At 73.7% G+C, this 18,014-nt stretch carries 17 protein-coding genes; 9 read left to right on the plus strand and 8 right to left on the minus strand.

The features are described 5' to 3' along the window. The first annotated feature begins 164 nt into the window (after positions 1-164). The 6 genes from ACZ50K_RS04780 (at position 165) to ACZ50K_RS04805 (ending at position 5,589) form a co-directional block, all read left to right on the plus strand. Positions 165-1,244 carry a FecCD family ABC transporter permease gene (locus ACZ50K_RS04780; protein ID WP_468898452.1) on the plus strand — a complete coding sequence of 360 codons (1,080 nt, stop codon included), beginning with the start codon at positions 165-167 and terminating at the stop codon, positions 1,242-1,244. Further along, complete coding sequence (locus ACZ50K_RS04785; RefSeq protein ID WP_468897510.1) at positions 1,241-2,326, plus strand: FecCD family ABC transporter permease; 1,086 nt, start codon at positions 1,241-1,243, stop codon at positions 2,324-2,326. Before ACZ50K_RS04780 ends, ACZ50K_RS04785 begins: the two co-directional genes overlap by 4 nt. Next, positions 2,323-3,165: an ABC transporter ATP-binding protein gene (locus ACZ50K_RS04790; RefSeq protein ID WP_468897512.1), complete on the plus strand. Its 843-nt coding sequence runs from the start codon at positions 2,323-2,325 to the stop codon at positions 3,163-3,165. The genes ACZ50K_RS04785 and ACZ50K_RS04790 overlap by 4 nt, the downstream gene beginning before the upstream one ends. A gap of 13 nt (positions 3,166-3,178) precedes the next feature. Then, positions 3,179-4,765: an amidohydrolase gene (locus ACZ50K_RS04795; protein WP_468897514.1), complete on the plus strand. Its 1,587-nt coding sequence runs from the start codon at positions 3,179-3,181 to the stop codon at positions 4,763-4,765. Continuing rightward, positions 4,762-4,986: a hypothetical protein gene (locus ACZ50K_RS04800; RefSeq protein WP_468897516.1), complete on the plus strand. Its 225-nt coding sequence runs from the start codon at positions 4,762-4,764 to the stop codon at positions 4,984-4,986. The genes ACZ50K_RS04795 and ACZ50K_RS04800 overlap by 4 nt, the downstream gene beginning before the upstream one ends. 90 nt (positions 4,987-5,076) lie before the next feature. Continuing rightward, complete coding sequence (locus ACZ50K_RS04805; RefSeq protein ID WP_468898454.1) at positions 5,077-5,589, plus strand: GNAT family N-acetyltransferase; 513 nt, start codon at positions 5,077-5,079, stop codon at positions 5,587-5,589. Between the two features lie 76 nt (positions 5,590-5,665). On the opposite strand, the gene ACZ50K_RS04810 is transcribed toward ACZ50K_RS04805, so the two are convergent. The 5 genes from ACZ50K_RS04810 to ACZ50K_RS04830 form a co-directional block, all read right to left on the minus strand. Further along, positions 5,666-6,838: an acetylornithine transaminase gene (locus ACZ50K_RS04810; protein ID WP_468897519.1), complete on the minus strand. Its 1,173-nt coding sequence runs from the start codon at positions 6,836-6,838 to the stop codon at positions 5,666-5,668. Next, positions 6,835-7,704 carry an acetylglutamate kinase gene (argB, locus tag ACZ50K_RS04815; protein ID WP_468897521.1) on the minus strand — a complete coding sequence of 290 codons (870 nt, stop codon included), beginning with the start codon at positions 7,702-7,704 and terminating at the stop codon, positions 6,835-6,837. The genes ACZ50K_RS04810 and argB overlap by 4 nt, the downstream gene beginning before the upstream one ends. Then, positions 7,701-8,855: a bifunctional glutamate N-acetyltransferase/amino-acid acetyltransferase ArgJ gene (argJ, locus tag ACZ50K_RS04820; protein ID WP_468897523.1), complete on the minus strand. Its 1,155-nt coding sequence runs from the start codon at positions 8,853-8,855 to the stop codon at positions 7,701-7,703. The genes argB and argJ overlap by 4 nt, the downstream gene beginning before the upstream one ends. Further along, on the minus strand, positions 8,852-9,913 hold the full coding sequence (gene argC / locus ACZ50K_RS04825) for an N-acetyl-gamma-glutamyl-phosphate reductase (protein ID WP_468898457.1): 1,062 nt from the start codon (positions 9,911-9,913) through the stop codon (positions 8,852-8,854). Before argC ends, argJ begins: the two co-directional genes overlap by 4 nt. 227 nt (positions 9,914-10,140) lie before the next feature. Continuing rightward, the gene (locus ACZ50K_RS04830; protein WP_468897526.1) at positions 10,141-10,536 is read right to left on the minus strand and encodes a DUF5997 family protein; all 396 of its coding nucleotides are present in this window, start codon (positions 10,534-10,536) and stop codon (positions 10,141-10,143) included. Between the two features lie 58 nt (positions 10,537-10,594). Here ACZ50K_RS04830 and ACZ50K_RS04835 point away from each other — a divergent pair, with 58 nt between their 5' ends. The 3 genes from ACZ50K_RS04835 (at position 10,595) to ACZ50K_RS04845 (ending at position 14,151) form a co-directional block, all read left to right on the plus strand. Beyond that, positions 10,595-11,407, plus strand: coding sequence for a LysR family substrate-binding domain-containing protein (locus ACZ50K_RS04835; protein WP_468897528.1), 813 nt, complete (start codon positions 10,595-10,597; stop codon positions 11,405-11,407). Between the two features lie 122 nt (positions 11,408-11,529). After that, positions 11,530-12,495: a GNAT family N-acetyltransferase gene (locus ACZ50K_RS04840; protein WP_468897531.1), complete on the plus strand. Its 966-nt coding sequence runs from the start codon at positions 11,530-11,532 to the stop codon at positions 12,493-12,495. A 114-nt stretch (positions 12,496-12,609) separates the two neighbouring features. After that, positions 12,610-14,151, plus strand: coding sequence for an aldehyde dehydrogenase family protein (locus ACZ50K_RS04845; protein WP_468897534.1), 1,542 nt, complete (start codon positions 12,610-12,612; stop codon positions 14,149-14,151). Between the two features lie 92 nt (positions 14,152-14,243). Here the strand turns inward: ACZ50K_RS04845 and ACZ50K_RS04850 are convergent, their stop codons facing one another. From ACZ50K_RS04850 to ACZ50K_RS04860, 3 genes are all read right to left on the minus strand, one after another. Beyond that, positions 14,244-14,837 (minus strand): rhodanese-like domain-containing protein, encoded by a 594-nt coding sequence (locus ACZ50K_RS04850; protein ID WP_468897536.1) that lies wholly within the window; start codon positions 14,835-14,837, stop codon positions 14,244-14,246. A 100-nt stretch (positions 14,838-14,937) separates the two neighbouring features. After that, positions 14,938-15,585: a TetR/AcrR family transcriptional regulator gene (locus tag ACZ50K_RS04855; RefSeq protein WP_468897540.1), complete on the minus strand. Its 648-nt coding sequence runs from the start codon at positions 15,583-15,585 to the stop codon at positions 14,938-14,940. Between the two features lie 95 nt (positions 15,586-15,680). Then, positions 15,681-17,768: a galactose-binding domain-containing protein gene (locus ACZ50K_RS04860; RefSeq protein ID WP_468897542.1), complete on the minus strand. Its 2,088-nt coding sequence runs from the start codon at positions 17,766-17,768 to the stop codon at positions 15,681-15,683. Positions 17,769-18,014 lie beyond the last annotated feature (246 nt).

Below are 18,014 nucleotides of genomic sequence, written 5' to 3' on the forward strand. Positions count from 1 at the left end.
GGTAAGGCTACACTAAGCGTCCCGTCGGGATCGCCCTGGCGGGCGGGTCCCGATCGGGTGTGCGAACGGTGCATTTTCCCTGCTCCACCCGCGCGTTGACCCTGCGGGCCCCTTCGGTTAGCCTCACCTAAGTTAATGGTCACGGGGGGAGTGCGCAGTTGTCGATCGAGGCCGAGCCGGCGATCGGGAGCGGTACCGGCGAACCCCCCGCGGCCACCCCTCCCGCCCCGGCGGCCCGCCGGGCCGCCTCCGCGGCGCTGCGCACCACCGGACTCGCGGCCGCCCTCGCGGCCCTGGTCCTGGTCTCCCTGCTCAGCCTCTGGTACGGCAGCCGGGACATCCCGTTCACGTCCACCTGGGACGTGCTCTGGCACCCCGACGGCTCGCAGACCGCGGTCATCATCCACGAATACCGCATCCCGCGCACCCTCCTGGGCATCGTGGTCGGCATCGCGCTCGGCCTGTCCGGGGCCCTGATGCAGTCCCTGACCCGCAATCCGCTCGCCGACCCCGGACTCCTGGGCGTCAGCCTCGGCGCCTCCACCGGCGTGGTCATCGCCATCGCCTACCTGGGCGTGGCCTCCGCCATCGGCTACCTCTGGTTCGCCTTCGCCGGTGCGGCCGCCGCCTCGGTGGCGGTCTACCTGCTGGGCGCCTCCGGCCGCTCCCTGATCACCCCCGACCGGCTGGTGGTCGCCGGAGCCGCCGTCACCGCCGTACTCTTCGCCTTCAACACGGCCGTCCTCCTGCTGGACCCGCAGGCGTTCAACAAGTTCCGGTTCTGGACCGTGGGCGCGCTCGCCGGCCGCCATATGGACGTGGTCCAGGTGATCACCCCGTTCGTGCTGGCCGGAGCCCTGGTGGCGCTCGCCCTGGCACCCTCGCTCAACGCCATGGCCATGGGCGACCAGATGGGCCGGGCACTCGGCGTCAACGTCGGCCGCACCAGGGCCTTCGGCGTCATCGCCGTGATGCTGCTCTGCGGGGCCGCCACCGCCGCCGCCGGACCCATCGCCTTCGTCGGACTGGTGGTCCCGCACGCCGCCCGCTTCGTGGTCGGCCCCGACCAGCGCTGGGTGATGGCGTACTCGATGCTCCTCGCCCCCGTCCTGCTGGTCGGCTCCGACGTCCTGGGCCGGGTGCTCGGCGCCCCCGGCGAGGTCCAGGTCGGCATCGTCACCTCCTTCGTCGGAGCCCCCGTCTTCCTCCTCCTGTGCCGCCGCCGAAAGCTGGTCATGCTGTGAACGCCCCGACCCGCCGGGGGACTCCCGCCGCCCCGCCCCGGGTGGTCAGCGGCACCGTGCTGCGGGCCCGCCGCGGCGGCTGGTCCGTCCGGATCCAGGGCCGCACGATCGCGGTCACCCTCGCCCTGCTGGCCGTCCTGGTCCTCACCATGGGCTACACCCTGACCACCGGGGACTTCCCGCTCTCCGTCGGCGAGGTGGTGGGCGCCCTGACCGGGAACGGCGACGGCGCGGCCGACTTCATCGTCAACACCCTGCGGATGCCCCGCCTGGTGACCGCCCTGTGCGTGGGCGCCGCCCTCGGCGTCAGCGGCGCCATCCTGCAGAGCCTCACCCGCAACGCCCTCGGCAGCCCCGACATCATCGGCTTCACCAACGGCTCCGCCACCGGCGCCCTGGTCGCCATCGTGGTCCTCAACGGCAGCATGGCCCAGATCGTCGCCGGCGCGCTGATCGGCGGCCTCGGCACCGCGGTGCTGGTCTACCTGCTGGTGTACAGCGGCGGGGTGCAGGGCTTCCGGCTCGTGGTCATGGGCATCGGCGTCAGCGCCCTGCTGCTGGCCGTCAACGCCTACCTGATCACCAAGGCCTCCTGGCAGGAGGCGCTGGAAGCCCAGTCCTGGCTGATCGGCAGCCTCGGCAACCGCACCTGGGACCACGCCAACGCGGTCCTGCTGCCCTGTCTGCTGCTGCTGCCGCTCGCCTTCTGGCTGGCCCCCCGGCTGAACATGGTGGAGATGGGCGACGACACGGCCATCGCCCTGGGCGTGGACGTCCGCCGCAGCCGGGTGGCCCTGCTGTTCGTCGGCGTCTCCCTGGCCGCCTTCGGCACCGCCGTCACCGGCCCGATCTCCTTCATCGCCCTGGCCGCCCCCCAACTGGCCCGCCGGCTCACCCGGTCGACAGGGCCCGGCCTCCTCCCGGCCGCCCTGATGGGCGCCGCCCTGCTGACCGTGAGCGACGTCGCCGTCCAGCGCGTCTTCGCACCCACCCTGATGCCGGTGGGCACCGCCACCGGCACCATCGGCGGGCTCTACCTCATCTGGCTGCTGGTCACCGAGTCGCGAAAGAGCCGAGCATGACAGGAAAGAGCATCCCCGAGGCCCGGCTGAGGGCCGAGGGCCTCACCCTCTGCTACGACCAGCGGACCGTGGCCACCGACCTCGGCGTGGTCATCCCCGACCACTCCTTCACGGTCATCATCGGCCCCAACGCCTGCGGCAAGTCCACCCTGCTCAAGGCGCTCGCCCGGATGCTCAAGCCGCGGCACGGGCAGGTGTACCTGGACGGCGCCGCCATCTCCTCGTACAAGTCCCGCGAGGTCGCCCGCCGGCTCGGACTGCTCCCGCAGTCCTCCACCGCCCCGGGCGGGATCACCGTCGGGGACCTGGTCGCCCGCGGCCGCTACCCGCACCAGAAGATGCTCAAGCAGTGGTCCGCCGAGGACGAGGCCGCCGTGATCGAGGCGATGGCCCAGACCGGTGTCCTGGAACTCGCCGACCGGCCGGTGGACGACCTCTCCGGCGGCCAGCGCCAGCGCGTCTGGCTGTCCATGGTGCTGGCCCAGCAGACCTCCATCCTGCTGCTCGACGAGCCCACCACCTACCTGGACATCGCCCACCAGGTCGAGGTCCTGAACCTCTGCGCCGACCTCCACGAGCACAAGGGCCACACCATCGTCGCGGTGCTCCACGACCTCAACCAGGCGGCCCGCTACGCCAGTCACCTGATCGTCCTCAAGCCCGGCGGGCTCGTCGCCGCCGAGGGCGCCCCGGCGGAGGTGATGACCGCCGAGCTGATCGAGGACGTCTTCGGACTGCCCTGCCGGATCATCGCCGACCCCGAGACCGGAACCCCGATGATGGTGCCCGCCGCCCGTACCCGCAAGGCCGAGCCGGCCGGCGCGGTACCGACCTCCTGAGGACCGACTGCCCATGCTCGACACGCGGTTGACGAACGCGCACATCCTCACGATGGACCCCGACCACCCCGTCGCCCACGACCTGGGCATCTGGCGGGGCCGGATCGTCGGCCTCGACGCGGCCGTGACCGGGCTGCCGGCCCGCGAGGTGGTCGACCTCCAGGGCGCCACCGTGCTGCCCGGGTTCATCGACAGCCATGTGCACCTGTCCTGGGCCGGACTCAAGGCCGCCACCCCCAGCGTCGCCCCCTGCACCCGGGCCGAGGACGTCCTCGCCGTGGTCGCCGACGCGGTCGCCCGGAAGCCCGAGGGCTCCTGGGTGGACATCGCCGGATACGACCAGCGGGCCCTGGGCCGCCACCTGACCGCCGCCGAGCTCGACAAGGTCAGCGACGGCCGCAAGATCTTCATGATGCACGACTCCGGACACGCCTGCGTGGTCAACAGCGCCGTCCTGGACCTGCTGCCCGCCGAGGCCGCCGCCGGGCAGGGCTTCCTCGCCGAGAGCGCCATGACCGCCGCCCGCCGACTGCGGCTGCCCTACTCCCAGGAGGAACTCGCCGACGCCATCGAACGCGCCGGCCGCGCATGCCTGGCCGAGGGCATCACCGCCGCCGCCGAGGCCGGCATCGGCGGCGGACTGCTCGGCCACAGCCCCGTCGAACTCGGCGCCTACCAGCTCCTGCGCGACCGGGGACGGCTGCCGCTGCGGGTCCAGCTGATGGCCGCCGCCGACACCCTCCACCCGGTCGCCGCCCATGCCGAGGACGGCATCCCGCGCAGCCTGGACCTCGGGCTGCGCACCGGCTTCGGCGACGACTGGCTGTCCCTGGGCGCCCTCAAGGTCTACACCGACGGCGGCATGATGGCCCGCACCGCCGCCCTCACCCGCCCGTACCACGGCATGGAACACAGCGGGGAATTCCAGGACGATCCGGACGTCATCGCGGACACCATCGTGGCCGGCCACCTGGCCGGCTGGCAGCTCGCCGTGCACGCCATCGGCGACCGCGCCGTGGACCTCGCCCTGGACTCCATCGAACGCGCCCAGCGCACCCGGCCCCGGCCCGCCGCCCGGCACCGGATCGAGCACGCCGGACTGGTCCGCCCCGACCAGCTCGCCCGGTTCGCCGCCCTCGGCGTCAGCGCCGTGGTCCAGCCCAACTTCCTGCGCTACTTCGGCGACGACTACGCCGCCGTGATGGGCCCCGACCGGGCCGGCTGGATGTACCGCGGCAGCGGCTTCCTCGACCACGGGGTCACCCTGGTCGGCAGCTCCGACCGCCCCGTCACCGACGGCGCCCCGCTGCGCGCCATCCAGTTCATGGTGGAACGCACCTCGGTGACCGGCCAGCGGATCGGCCCCGACGAGGGCATCACCGTGGACCAGGCGCTGCGCGCCCACACCGTGGCCGGCGCCCACGCCTGCCACTGGGAGGACAGCGCCGGCACCCTCACCGCCGGCAAGCGGGCCGACCTGGTGGTCCTCGGCGACAGCCCCTACCGGGTGGACCCCTCCAGGATCGGCGACATCGACGTGGTGCGGACCTATGTGAACGGCATCGACAGCGCCGTCGGGAACGGGAGTTCACCGGAATGAGCCTGACCGCGGACGTGTACAGCGAGATGTACGCCGGGCCCGCCGCCCCGGAACCCCGCTGGGTGGTGTGGAACGCGGCCGAGGGCACCATGGTCTTCGACACCGAACTCAACTGCCCCGTGTACATCGACGACGAGCCGACCCTGCGCGAGGTCCTGCACCGGATGCGCGCGGCGGGCCTCCCGGAGGGCCGGGCCTACCCGGGCCGCCCCTGTTCGTAGTTACGATCCCCACCCCCGCTTCAGCTTCAGCCCCCACCCGGCAGCAGGAAGGAAACCCCCGTGATCACGGCCACCCGGCGTCGCCTCGGCATGCCACTGCTCCCCGCGCCCCGGCCGTCCGAGCTGCTCGTGCGCTCCGCCCGCGCCGAGGACGCCGAGGCGCTCGCCGCCCTGTCCCGGCCGTTCGCCCGGGCCGGTGCGCTGCGGGAACGCCCCACCGAGGTCTACGCCGCCCACGCCACCGACTTCGTCGTCTGGGAGGCGGCCGACGGCACCCTGGACGGCTGCCTGGGCCTCCAGGTCCACTCGGCGGACGGCATTCCCGGCGTCCCGCCCGACAGGACAACCGGGGTGCTCTACAACTTCTGCGTCACCGGCCGGATGCAGGGCCAGGGAGTCGGCGCACTGCTCCTGCGGGCGGCCCTGACCCGGGCCAACGCCCTGGCCCTGACCGGTCTGCACACCGCCACCACCGGCAGCGGGGCGCTGTTCCTGCGCTACGGGTTCACCCCCGCCGATCCGGCGCTGGCCCCGCCGGCCTGGGCGGCCACCCTGGACCCGCGGCGCGGGGCCAAGGTGCTGGCCCGGCGGCTGCGCGCCTGACGGACCGGGAGCGGAACGTGAGGAAGGGCCCGGAAGTCGTCGACTTCCGGGCCCTCTGCGCGTTCCGTCCCGTGGCTCAGGAGGCCCCGGCGGAGTCCAGGATGCCCGGCAGGGCGTCGATCAGGGCCTCCGCCCGGTCGCTGCCCAGGGTGAGCGGGGGAGCCAGCCGGATGATCCCCGGGCCGGTCGCGATGACCAGGAACCCGGCGTCCTGCGCGGCCCGTTGGACCTGCGCGGCCAGCGGCTCGGCCAGCACCACTCCGAGCAGCAGCCCGGCCCCGCGCACCCCGGCCACCAGGGGGTGGCCGAGTGCGGTGATCCCGTCCCGCAGCCGGGCGCCCAGCGTGCGGACCCGTTCCAGCAGCCCCTCCGCGGCGATGGCGTCCAGCACGGCCAGTCCGGCCGCGCAGGACACCGGGTTCCCGCCGAAGGTGGAACCGTGCTGACCCGGGGTCAGCAGGGCGGCGGCGTCGCCGAAGGCGAGGACCGCGCCGATCGGGAGTCCGCCGCCGAGCCCCTTGGCCAGCGTCACAACATCCGGATCGATGCCCTCCGTTTCCTGGTGGGCGAACCAGTGCCCGGTCCGCCCGATGCCCGTCTGCACCTCGTCCAGCACCAGCAGGGTCCCGGTGGCCCGGGTGATCTCCCGGGCGGCCCTCAGATACCCCTCGGGCGCCGGCACCACCCCGGCCTCGCCCTGCACCGGCTCCAGGAACACCGCCGCCGTCTCCTCGGTGACCGCGGCCCGCAGCGCGGCCGCGTCCCCGAAGGGCACATGGGTCACCTCGCCCGGCAGCGGCAGGAACGGCTCCCGCTTGGCCGGCTGCCCGGTGAGCGCCAGCGCCCCCATGGTGCGGCCGTGGAACCCGCCCTCGGCGGCGACCATCCGGTTCCGGCCGGTCCGCCGGGCGATCTTGAACGCCGCCTCGGCCGCCTCCGTACCGGAGTTCGCGAAGAACACCCGGCCGGGCCGCCCGGCCAGCTCCAGCAGCCGCTCGGCCAGAGCGACCGGGGGCTCGGCCACGTACAGGTTGGACACATGTCCCAGCCGGGCCACCTGTGCGGCGACCGCCGAGACCACCGCCGGATGCGCGTGGCCCAGGGTGTTCACCGCGATCCCGGCGGTGAAGTCGGTGTAGGCGCGCCCGGACTCGTCCCAGACCGTGCTGCCCTCGCCGCGCACCAGCGCCAGCGGGGGAGTGCCGTAGGTGTCCATCAGGGACTCCCGCCAGCGTTCGGCGAGCTTCATACCGCGCCCATCCCTTCGTACTCCCGGAGTTCCCCGAGGGCGGCGGGGATGGTGACCGGGTCCGGCACCACGGTGGTGCCGGAGCTGTCCCCGTCGGCCACGGCCCGCAGCACCGCGTGCGGCACCCGGCCGTCGAGCACCTGGGCCGAGCCCACGCCGGCCCGGACCGCCCGCAGGCAGCCCTCCATCTTCGGCAGCATCCCGCTCGCCAAGTCCGGCAGAATGGACTCCAGTTGGGCTGCCGTCAGCCGGGGGATCACCTCCGGGCTGTGCGGCCAGTTCGCGTACAGCCCCTCGACATCGGTGAGCATGACCAGCTTCTCGGCCCCCAGCGCCTCCGCCAGCGCGGCGGCCGCCAGATCGGCGTTGATGTTGTAGGTCTGGCCGTCGGCGCCCCGGGCGACCGGGGACACCACCGGGATCCGCTCCTGGTCCAGCAGGGCGCGCAGGGTGCCGGTGTCCACCCCGACCACCTCGCCCACCAGGCCGATGTCCACCGCCCGGCCGTCCACCCAGGCGGACCGGCGGACCGCCGTCATGGTGTGCGCGTCCTCGCCCGTCAGGCCCACCGCGTAGGGGCCGTGACGGTTGATCAGCCCGACCAGCTCGCGCTGCACCTGCCCGGCCAGCACCATCCGGACCACGTCCATCACCTCGGGCGTGGTCACCCGCAGGCCCGCCTCGAACCGGACCTCCAGGTCCAGCCGGTCCAGCAGCGCGCTGATCTGCGGCCCGCCGCCGTGCACCACCACCGGGCGCAGCCCGGCCCGGCGCAGCGCCACCACGTCCTCGGCGAAGGCCCGCTTGAGCTCCTCGTTGACCATGGCGTTCCCGCCGAACTTGATCACCACCACGGGGCCGCTCATGAGCTGTACGCGCTGTTCTCGTGGACGTACTCGGCCGTCAGGTCGTTGGTCCAGATGGTCGCGGCGGCGTCTCCCGCCCGCAGGTCGACGGTGATCCGGACGGCGCGCCCGGTCAGGTCCACCTTGTCGCGGGACTCGCCCGCCGCCCCGTCCCGGCACACCCAGATCCCGTTGACGGCCACGTCGAGCCGGTCCGGGTCGAACACGGCGTCGGTGGTGCCGATCGCGGAGAGCACCCGCCCCCAGTTGGCGTCCTCGCCGTGCAGCGCGCACTTGAGGAGGTTGTTGCGGGCCACCGAGCGGCCCACGGTGACCGCGTCCTCCTCCGAGGCGGCGCCCACCACCTCCACCTCGATCTCCTTGGAGGCGCCCTCGGCGTCCGCGACCAGTTGCCGGGCCAGGTCCAGGCAGACCGCGTACACGGCGCCGATGAAGGCCCCGGGGTCGGGGGTGACCGAGGAGGCGCCCGAGGAGAGCAGCAGCACGGTGTCGTTGGTGGACATGCAGCCGTCGGAGTCCACCCGGTCGAAGGTGGCGCGGACCGCCGAGCGCAGGGCCGTGTCCAGGCCCGCGGGGTCCACGTCGGCGTCGGTGGTGAGCACCACCAGCATGGTGGCCAGACCGGGGGCGAGCATGCCCGCTCCCTTGGCCATCCCGCCGACGGTCCAGCCGGCGCCGTGCACCACGGCCGTCTTGTGGACCGAGTCGGTGGTCTTGATCGCGACGGCGGCGGCCTCCCCGCCGTCCTCGGCGAGGGCGTCCGCGGCGGTGTCGATGCCCGCGGCGACCCGGTCCATGGGGAGGTGGGTCCCGATCAGGCCGGTGGAGCACACGGCTATCGCGGCCGGGTCCTGCTCGCCGATCGCGGCGGCCGTCCGTACGGCCATGGTGCGGGCGTCCTCGGCCCCGGAGGGGCCCGTACAGGCGTTGGCACCGCCGGAGTTGAGGACCACGGCGGTGAGCCGGCCGTCAGCCAGCGCCTGCCGGGACCAGCGGACGGGGGCGGCCTGGACGCGGTTGGAGGTGAACACCCCGGCAGCCGCCCTGGACGGGCCGCGGTTCACCACCAGGGCGAGGTCGGGCGCGCCGGACTCCTTGATGCCGGCGGCCACGCCGCTGGCGAGGAATCCCTGTGCGGCGGTCACGGTCACGGGGCCACTCCATTCGTGGGCAGGCCCAGGCCCTCCGGGAGGCCCAGGGCGAGGTTCATGCTCTGCACCGCGCCACCCGCGGTGCCCTTGGTCAGGTTGTCGATGGCGCTCACCACGACCAGCCGGCCGGCGTGTTCGTCGACGGCCAGCTGGATCTGCGCGTTGTTGGAGCCGAGGACGGCTCCGGTGGACGGCCAGCGGCCGGACGGCAGCAGCCGGACGAAGGGCTCGTCGGCGTACGCGGCCCGGTAGGCCGACCGTACGGCCTCGGTGGGGTCCGGGCCCAGCCCCCGGAGCACCTCGGGGCGCAGCCGGGCCGAGCAGGTGGCGAGGATGCCGCGGGGCATCGGGGCCAGGGTCGGGGTGAAGGACACCGTGACCGGCCGGCGGGCCGCCAGGGAGAGGTTCTGTTCCAGCTCGGGCGTGTGGCGGTGTCCGCCGCCCACGCCGTACGGGCTCATGGAGCCGCCGGCCTCGGCGGCCAGCAGATGCGGCCGCAGGGCCCGGCCGGCGCCCGAGGTGCCGCTGGCCGCGACGATGACGGCCTCCGGTTCGAGGAGTTCGGCGGCGAAGGCCGGGAACAGGGCCAGGGTGGCGGCCGTCGGGTAGCAGCCGGGCACCGCGATCCGGGTGGCTCCCTTCAACTCCTCGCGCTGGCCGATGAGTTCGGGGAGGCCGTAGGGCCAGGTGCCGGCGTGCGGGGAGCCGTAGAACCGCTGCCACTCGGCGGGGTCGCGGAGCCGGAAGTCGGCGCCGCAGTCCAGCACCAGGGTGTCCGGCGGCAGCTGCCCGGCCAGGGCGGCGGAGTGGCCGTGCGGGAGCGCCAGGAAGACCACGTCGTGCCGGCGGCCCGGTCCGGCCAGCACCTCGGCGGTGGTCGGCTCCAGGACCCGGTCGGCGAGCCCGGCGAGCTGCGGCTGCACCTCGCCGAGGGTCTGACCGGCGCTGCTGTGCGCGGTGACGGCCCCGATCTCCACGGTGGGGTGCGCGGCCAGCAGCCGCAGGATCTCCCCTCCGGCATAGCCGCTCGCTCCGGCCACCGCTGCCCGTAGGGCCATCTTCGGGATCTCCTGCCGCTGGAATCTCTGACGGGTGCTCATGTGCCGTCACCGGCCGACCCGATTATTTAGCTTAGGCTAACCTAAGTCCAGCTGGGGTTCGCGGGCGGCCCGGCAGATGAACGCTCCATGGCGCCCGGGGGACCGCCCCCGGGTGCACGAACGCTCCCGGCGGGACGGGCCGCCGGGAGCGTGCGATCAGGATCGTGCGGGTCTTGCGGGGTCGTTCAGGAGCCGGCCTTCTGCTGCCGCTCGGCGTCGCGCTCCTTGATCCGGACCGCCTCCTTGCGGACCTCCGCCTGGGTGGCCCGCTCCTTCACCAGCCACTCGGGCTGCTCCTGCTTCAGCGCCTCGATCTGCTCCGTGGTCAGCGCCTCGGTCACCCCGCCGCGGGCGAGACCGGCGATGGACACGCCCAGCTTGGCGGCGACCACCGGCCGCGGGTGCGGCCCGGTGCGCCGCAGGTCCTGCAGCCACTGGGGCGGGTCGGTCTGCAGGGCGTTGAGCTCGGCGCGCGAGACCACACCCTCCTGGAACTCTGCGGGGGTGGCTTCGAGGTACACACCCAGCTTCTTCGCCGCGGTCGCGGGCTTCATCGTCTGGGAGGTCTGGTGCGAGGTCATGGGGTCCAGGGTATCGAGCGTGTGCGCTACCTCCGACCACGACCGGTAGCCTGGCGTGGTGACAGGCTCCGAGACCTCCCCCGCTTTCCGGCTCGCGTACGTCCCGGGGGTGACCCCCGCCAAATGGGTGCGGATCTGGAACGAGCGGCTGCCCGACATCCCGCTGACCCTGCTCCAGGTGTCCGCCGCGGAGGCCTTCGGCACGCTCCGCGGCCGGGAGGCCGACGCCGGATTCGTCCGCCTCCCGGTGGACGGGGACGACCTCAGCGCCATCCCCCTCTACGAGGAGACCAGCGTGGTGGTGGTCCCCAAGGACCACCTGTTCGCGGCGGTCGAGGAGGTGTCCGCCGCCGACCTCGCCGACGAGATCGTGCTGCACCCCCTCGACGACGCGCTCGGCTGGGACACCCCGCCGGGGCGGCCCGCGTACGAGCGCCCGGAGACCACCGCCGACGCGGTGGAGCTGGTGGCGGCCGGCATCGGCGTGCTGGTCGTGCCCCAGTCGCTGGCCCGGCTGCACCACCGCCGGGACCTCACCTACCGCACCGTCACCGACACCCCGCAGTCCCGGGTGGCCCTCGCCTGGCCCCAGGACGCGACCACCGACCTGGTCGAGGAGTTCATCGGGATCGTCCGCGGCCGCACCGTGAACAGCACCCGCGGCCGCACCCCGACCCCGCCCCAGCCCAAGCAGAAGCGCGCCGCCTCCGGTGCCAGGTCCGGCGCCGGGAACCCGCGCGGGGCGGCCGGCGGAGCCAAGGGCGCCAAGGGCGGCGGTCCGAAGGGCGGGGCCAAGGCCGGCACCAAGGGGGCCAAGGGCGCCAAGGGCGCCGCCGCCCCCCGCCGGGGCAAGCCCCGGGGCCGAGGCTAGACCGCCTCCCCCGGATCCCTCCCACACCTGACAAGGCGCCGGATAATCGGTGGGAACGGGACCGGGGGAGTCACTAGGTTCGCGGGTGCTGGGACCCTGCCCCCGGACCGACGAGGACCACCGTGACCTTCATCCGCACCGCCCGCCCGGCCGAGCTGCCCGCCCTGGTCGAGCACCCCGAGGACCCCGCCCGGGACACCGCGGCCCGCGCCTATCTGGAGGGGCTGCTCGAAGCGGGCTGTACCCGCCCCGAGTGGTGTCTGGTCGCCGAGGGGGCCGGCGGCCGGCCGGCCGGCAGCGCGGTGCTGTGGACCATACCCGGGCAGCCGGTCCCCATGGCCCTGGTGCTCTTCGAGTCCCCCGCGGGGGAGCCGGACACCGCGGCCGCCCTGCTGGACGCCGCCGCCGCGCTGGCCCGGGAGCTCGGCGCGGCCGAGCAGGAGCACGTGGTGGACTCGCCCGCGCAGGCCCCGCAGTTCCAGTACGACCCCGAGCACCGCGGCGAACTGCTGCGCAGCTCCGGGTTCCGGGTGATCCGGGACGGCCGCCGGTTCGTCCGCCGGCTGCCCGCCGCGCACACCGGCCCGGGCACCGCCCCCGCCGCCCCGCTGCCCACCGAGGACCCCCGCCTCACCTTCCGCTCCCTCGCCGAGCTGGGCCCCGAGCCGTTCCTCGCGGTCCTCGCGGACCTCCTCACCGACACCGCGGACGCCCGGCTGGCCGCCGATGTGAAGGAGCACGGGCCCCGGCGGGCCGCCGAACTCCTCTTCTCCGAAACCGCCGAACTGACCCACCGGCCCGCGTGGTGGGAGCTCGGATACGACCGCGACGGCACCCCGGCCGTGATCGTGCTGCCCGCCGAGAACCCCGGCGGACCCGTGATCGGCTTCATCGGGGTGGCCACCGCGCACCGGGGCAAGGGGTACGCCTCCTCGGCCGTGGCCCGCGGCACCCGGGTGCTGGCCGCGGCCGGAGCCACCGAGATCCGCGGGGACTGCGACGCCGCGAACCAGGCCATGGCCAAGGCCTTCCTGCACGCCGGCTACCAGAACTTCGCCCACCGGATGGAATACGCCCGCCCCCTCTGAGTCCGCCGACGCGCCGCACCCTCGGGACACGAGCGGTTCTGTACGGAGGGTTTGTACGGTCGGACGGCTTGCCCCGATCCCGGCCGCGCCCCTCCCAGAGCGGAGAACCACCCGATGGCACCCACCCTCATGCTCAAGCCAGGAACCGCATGGACCGACGCCTGGCAGCAGGCCCTGGCCGTGGCCCCCGAGGCCTTCCGGGAGGACCACGTCCTCAACCTCTGGGGCGGTGACTGGCAGTCCGGCGGCCGCAGCCTGCCCGCCACCAGCCCGGTGGACGGCAGCCCCGTCGCGGGCCCGCCCCGGCTGGACTCCGTCACCGCCGGCCGGGCCGTCCGGGCCGGGCTGGACCAGCACCGCGCCTGGCGCCAGGTGCCGCTCGCCGAGCGCAAGGCCCGGGTGACCGCCGCCCTGGACGCCCTCGACGAGCACCGCGAGCTGCTGTCCCTGCTGCTGGTCTGGGAGATCGGCAAGCCCTGGCGGCTGGCCCAGGCCGATGTGGACCGGGCGGTGGACGGGGTCCGCTGGTACGTGGAGCACATCGACCGCATGGTCGAGGGCCGCGGCCCGCTCGCCGGACCGGTCTCCAACATCGCCAGCTGGAACTATCCGATGTCCGTCCTGGTCCACGCGATGCTGGTGCAGGCGCTGGCCGGGAACGGGGTCATCGCCAAGACCCCCACCGACGGCGGCCTGGCCTGCCTCACCCTGGCCTGCGCCCTGATCCGCCGGGAGGGCATCCCGGTCACCCTGGTCAGCGGCAGCGGGGCCGAACTCTCCGAGGCCCTGGTGCGCTCCCCGGAGATCGGCTGCGTGTCCTTCGTCGGCGGCCGGGACACCGGCGCCCGGATCGCCACCGCCGTCACCGACCTCGGCAAGCGGCACGTCCTGGAGCAGGAGGGCCTCAACACCTGGGGGGTGTGGGAGCACACCGACTGGGCGGCCCTCACCAAGGTGATCCCCAAGCTGTTCGACTACGGCAAGCAGCGCTGCACCGCCTACCCCCGCTTCGTGGTCCAGCGCAGCGCCTTCGACGCCTTCCTCGCCGCCTACCTGCCGGCCGTCGCGGGCATCCGCACCGGGCACCCGCTGGCCGTCGCCGACCCCGCGGACCCGCTGCCCGAGCTGGACTTCGGGCCGCTGATCAACGCCGCGAAGGCCAAGGAGCTCGCCGACCACGCGGCCGAGGCGGTGCAGCGGGGCGCCGTGCCGCTGTTCCGGGGCAGCCTGGACCCGGCCCGGTTCCTGCCCGGCCAGGACACCTCCGCCTATCTGGCCCCGCTGACCCTGCTCAGCCCGCCCGCCTCCTCCCCGCTCTACCACGCGGAGCCCTTCGGGCCGGTGGACACCATCGTGCTGGTGGACACCGAGGCCGAGCTGCTGGCCGCGATGAACGCCTCCGGCGGGGCCCTGGTCGCCACCCTGTCCACCGACGACGAGGCCACCTTCGCCCGGCTCGCCCCGCAGATCCGCGCCTTCAAGATCGGCCACGGCGCGCCGCGTTCGCGCGGGGACCGGGAGGAGCTGTTCGGCGGGTTCGGGGCCTCCTGGCGGGGCGCGTTCGTCGGCGGGGAGCTGCTGGTGCACGCCGTCACCGAGGGCCCGGCCGGCGAACGGCTGCCGGGCAACTTCCCCGAGTACCAGCTGATGCCCTGACCCCGGACCGGGCCGGCCGGGACCGCACCGCCGGGACCGGGGCCGGCCGGGTGCCCCCGGTGCGGCCGGTGCGGCCGGTGGGGTCCGCCGGTTCAGCCGCGCAGGACCGCCAGCGCGGTGGCGAGCTCCTCCCGGCCCCGCCGGCCCCGCCGGTTGAACGGCAGGGCCCCCAGGGCCACCGCCATCCCGCAGGTGCCGGTCAGCGCGGAGAACACCAGCCCGCCCGCGATCCCGGCGGACAGCAGCGCGAACGCAGGGTGGAGGAACTGGCCGAGGGCCAGGCCGAGGAGCACCAGCAGGCCGGCGGTGAACCGGACCTGCCGCTCCATCGCCCAGACCGTCCTCGTCCCGGGGGCCGCCGCGGGCGGAAGCGGATGTCCGCCCTCCGACCAGGCCCGGAGCCCGCCGTCGAGGCCGGACGCGGCGATGCCGTGCCCGGCCAGGACGGCGACGGCGTTCCCGGAGCGGGCCCCGGAGGCGCACACCAGCAGCAGCGGCCGGCGTTCGGCCGCCCGCCGGAGCTCCGGCAGGGCGCGCCGGATCCGGTCCAGGGGCACGTTGGCCGCGCCCGGCAGATGCCCGGAGGCGAACTCCGCGGGCGTACGGACGTCGACGACGGTCAGCCCGCCGAGGCGGCTACGGGCCTCGGCGACGCTCAGGGCGGCGGGAACGGGGTGGGTGGCCATGGCGCGCATCGTAGGGAGGGCGGGGCCCCGGGGGCCCGTCCTCGGGGGCCTTCCCCGGCAACTGCCACGAACCCGCCACACGGCGGCAACAAATCCGGCTTCAGGCCGGTCCGGCGACCGGTTCCGCCGCCCGCGTGGCCTCCGTGCCGAGCAGCCGGTCCACCTGGTCGGCGATCAGGTCGAGCATGCCGGAGACGGCGGCCGGGTCCTGCCCCAGCACCAGGAAGTTCAGGGTGAGCCCGTCGGTGAGGGCGGCCAGGTAGCGGGCGAGCACCGGCAGCGGCATCCTCGGCTCCAGCCCCATGCCGTCGCACAGCTGCTCCAGCAGGGCCAGGTAGATCTCGCAGTACATCTCGTACTGCCGGCGGGCCAGGTGCCCGAACCCGGGGGTGCGCAGCGCGTACTGGGTGAGCTCGTAGGTCAGCATGTGCTCGCCGGGGTGCTCGGACACATGGTCCCAGTAGGCCTGGAACCCGGCCCTGACGGTGTCCCGGACGGTCTCCCGCAGGGCGCCGCGCGGGCGGACGGCGTCCTGGACCATGCCCGTGTAGTGCTCGGTGATCGCCGTGATCACCGATTCGAGGAGGGCTTCCTTGGAGTCGAAGCAGTAGTGGAAGACGCTCAGCGAGACGCCCGCCTCGGCGGCTATCGACCGGGTGGTCGTGCGCGGCACGCCGTCCCGGGTCATCGCGCGGATCGCCGCCTCGGTCAGCTGCCGGCGCCGTTCGGCCAGCGGCATGCGGGTCATACGGGTTCCCTTCGGAAGTCGGCCGGGGCCGGCCGGATCACAGGAGTGATCCGGCCGGCCCCGGCCCGGTGCGATGGACGGCCCGAGCCGTCCCGTCAGCTGCTGTACACGCCGACCTCGTGCAGTGAGTAGCCCCACTGGGTGCCGCGCTGCACTCCGTGGACACGGAGGTAGCGCGCCGGGGTTCCGGCGAACTGGACGGTGTCCAGGCCGCCGTCACCGCTGCTGGTGGACCATGCGGTCTGCCAGTTGGTGCCGTCCGCGGACAGCTCGATCCGGTAGGCCCTGCCGTAGGCCCGCTCCCAGTCCAGGGTGACCCGCTTGACCAGGTTGGGTGCCCCGAGGTCGAGCTGGAGCCACTGGTCGTCGCTCCATTCGCTGGCCCAGCGGGTGTCCCGGTCCCCGTCCACGGTGCGGCCGGGGGCGTAGCTGGTGAAGGGGTTCCACCATTCGGTGGTGGAGGCCGAAGCGGGCACCCCCGAGGCCAGGTTGACCCCGGCCCGGTGGCCTTCGGAGGCCCCCCAGGTGTCCAGGTAGGACTCGGCGCCCCGCATCAGGTCGTCGACCACGCCCTGGCCGCCCACCTGTCGGATGTCCTCGATCCAGTCGGGGATCAGCCCGTTGTGCGAGGCTCCGTCGGTGTTGATGTCCCAACTCCGGCTTCCGGTCGTCTGCTTGTCGATGACCGAGCCGCCGTCGGCGCTGCGGAACGGATACCGGACCGGGTTGGGGGTGTCCGCGCCGCGCGGGCCGGGCCAGCCGCCGACCCCGTTCATGTCGGAGCCGTAACCGTAGCCCACGCCGTACTTGTCGCGCAGGGCGTCGGTCCGCCCGGCCTCCGCGCTGAACGCCTCGGAGCCGTTCATGTACTGGGCGATGAAGCCGCCGAGCGCGTAGACCCGCTCGCTCCACGCCATGTCCATCCAGCTGTGCGAGGAGATCACGCCCGGGTAGGAGGCCGACTCCAGGATGTCCAGCGCCCGGCCCGCGGCCTTGACGCCCATGTGGTCGATCTCCAGCATCATCTTGCGTTTCATCATCCCGCGGACCGCGTACTCCCCGAGATCGGTCAGCCCCCGGGCGTTGCACCGGGCGTCCGCGGCGTACGAGGGCACCGAGACCCCGGCCGGGAGCTTCTGCTCGGCGCCCGGCGCGGCGGCCAGGCCGATCGGGTTGTCGTGCTGCGGGCCCGTGCACTTCTCGGTCTTCCAGAAGGTGCCCGTGGACAGGAACTGGCCCACGTTGATGGCGGTGCCCAGGGTGCCGGAGTCGAAGCGCACCCCGCACAGGGCGTTGTCGAACTTGTGGCAGAGGAACATGCTGCGCACCCCGAGCCGGTGGAGTTCGTCCAGGCCGCGGTCGATGTCCTCCTTGCCGCACTGGGCGATGTCCAGGATCATCTTGCAGCCGAACGGCTCGGAGGTCTCCACTCCGAGGACCACGGCCAGCTTGCCCTGTTCGACGACCTCGCGGGCCTGGGCGCTGTCGGTGACGATCCGGAACCAGCCCTTTCCGGGGCCGCCGTACATCTTGTCCACATAGGCCTGGAGGTCGTAGGACTTCTTGGCCTGGAGGCGGATGGAGGTCATCTCGTCGCAGCCGCGGTCCTTGAAGAAGTAGACCGAGCAGATGACCCCGTTGGTGACCAGGTCGTTGACGAGGACCCGCTGGCCGCCGCGCCAGGCCCGCTCCACCCAGGCGTAGTAGTTCTGCTGGTGGGTCAGGGAGTCGTGGGCGGGCCAGTCCTTGAAGGTGGGCCAGCCGTTCGGGTCGTGCTTGCCGTCGCCGCCCTTGGTGATGAAGTCGAAGAGGGCGAGGGAGCCGTCGGGGTAGTGCTCGGGGCAGTCCTTGAGGGCGTCGGCGATGCCCTGTTCGGAGAAGGTCTGGCCGCAGATCAGCCGGCCGCCGAAGGCCTCGTTGGACATCAGGTGGTTGTGCGCGTCGACGGTCCCGCGCACCTCTCCCTGGGCGTTGGTGCCCTTGAAGGGTTCGCCGGTGACGTTGATCTGGGAGTCGGGGGCGGGCCGGGAGGCCGGGTCCCACCAGTTGGGGTCGGCGGCGGAGGCGGGCGCGGGGCCGAGCAGCATGGCCATCGCGGCGAGCATCAGCGACAGCACGGCGAGGGGACCGCGAGGGCCGCGGACCCGGCTGCGGGCGCGGTGCGGGGGTCGGGTCTGGGTCATCACTCACGTCTCGGGGTCGACGGAAGGCGCGGGTGGCGCGACATCCGGCTGACACCTGGTTGTCATGCTCCGCGCAAGAGGGTGGATCGAGAATCCCGACTGCCGGGAGCAGAGTCAAGGGTCCGGGACAAACGACCTGATGGTTCGTCAAACATCCTTTGAGGCGCGGATCTTATTGCCCTCCGGGGGCACCGTGGGCCAGGCTCGTCCCCGTACGGCCCGGGCCGTCCGGCACGGGCGGAATGA

It is taken from the genome of Streptomyces sp. NPDC033845 (genome assembly GCF_055576225.1).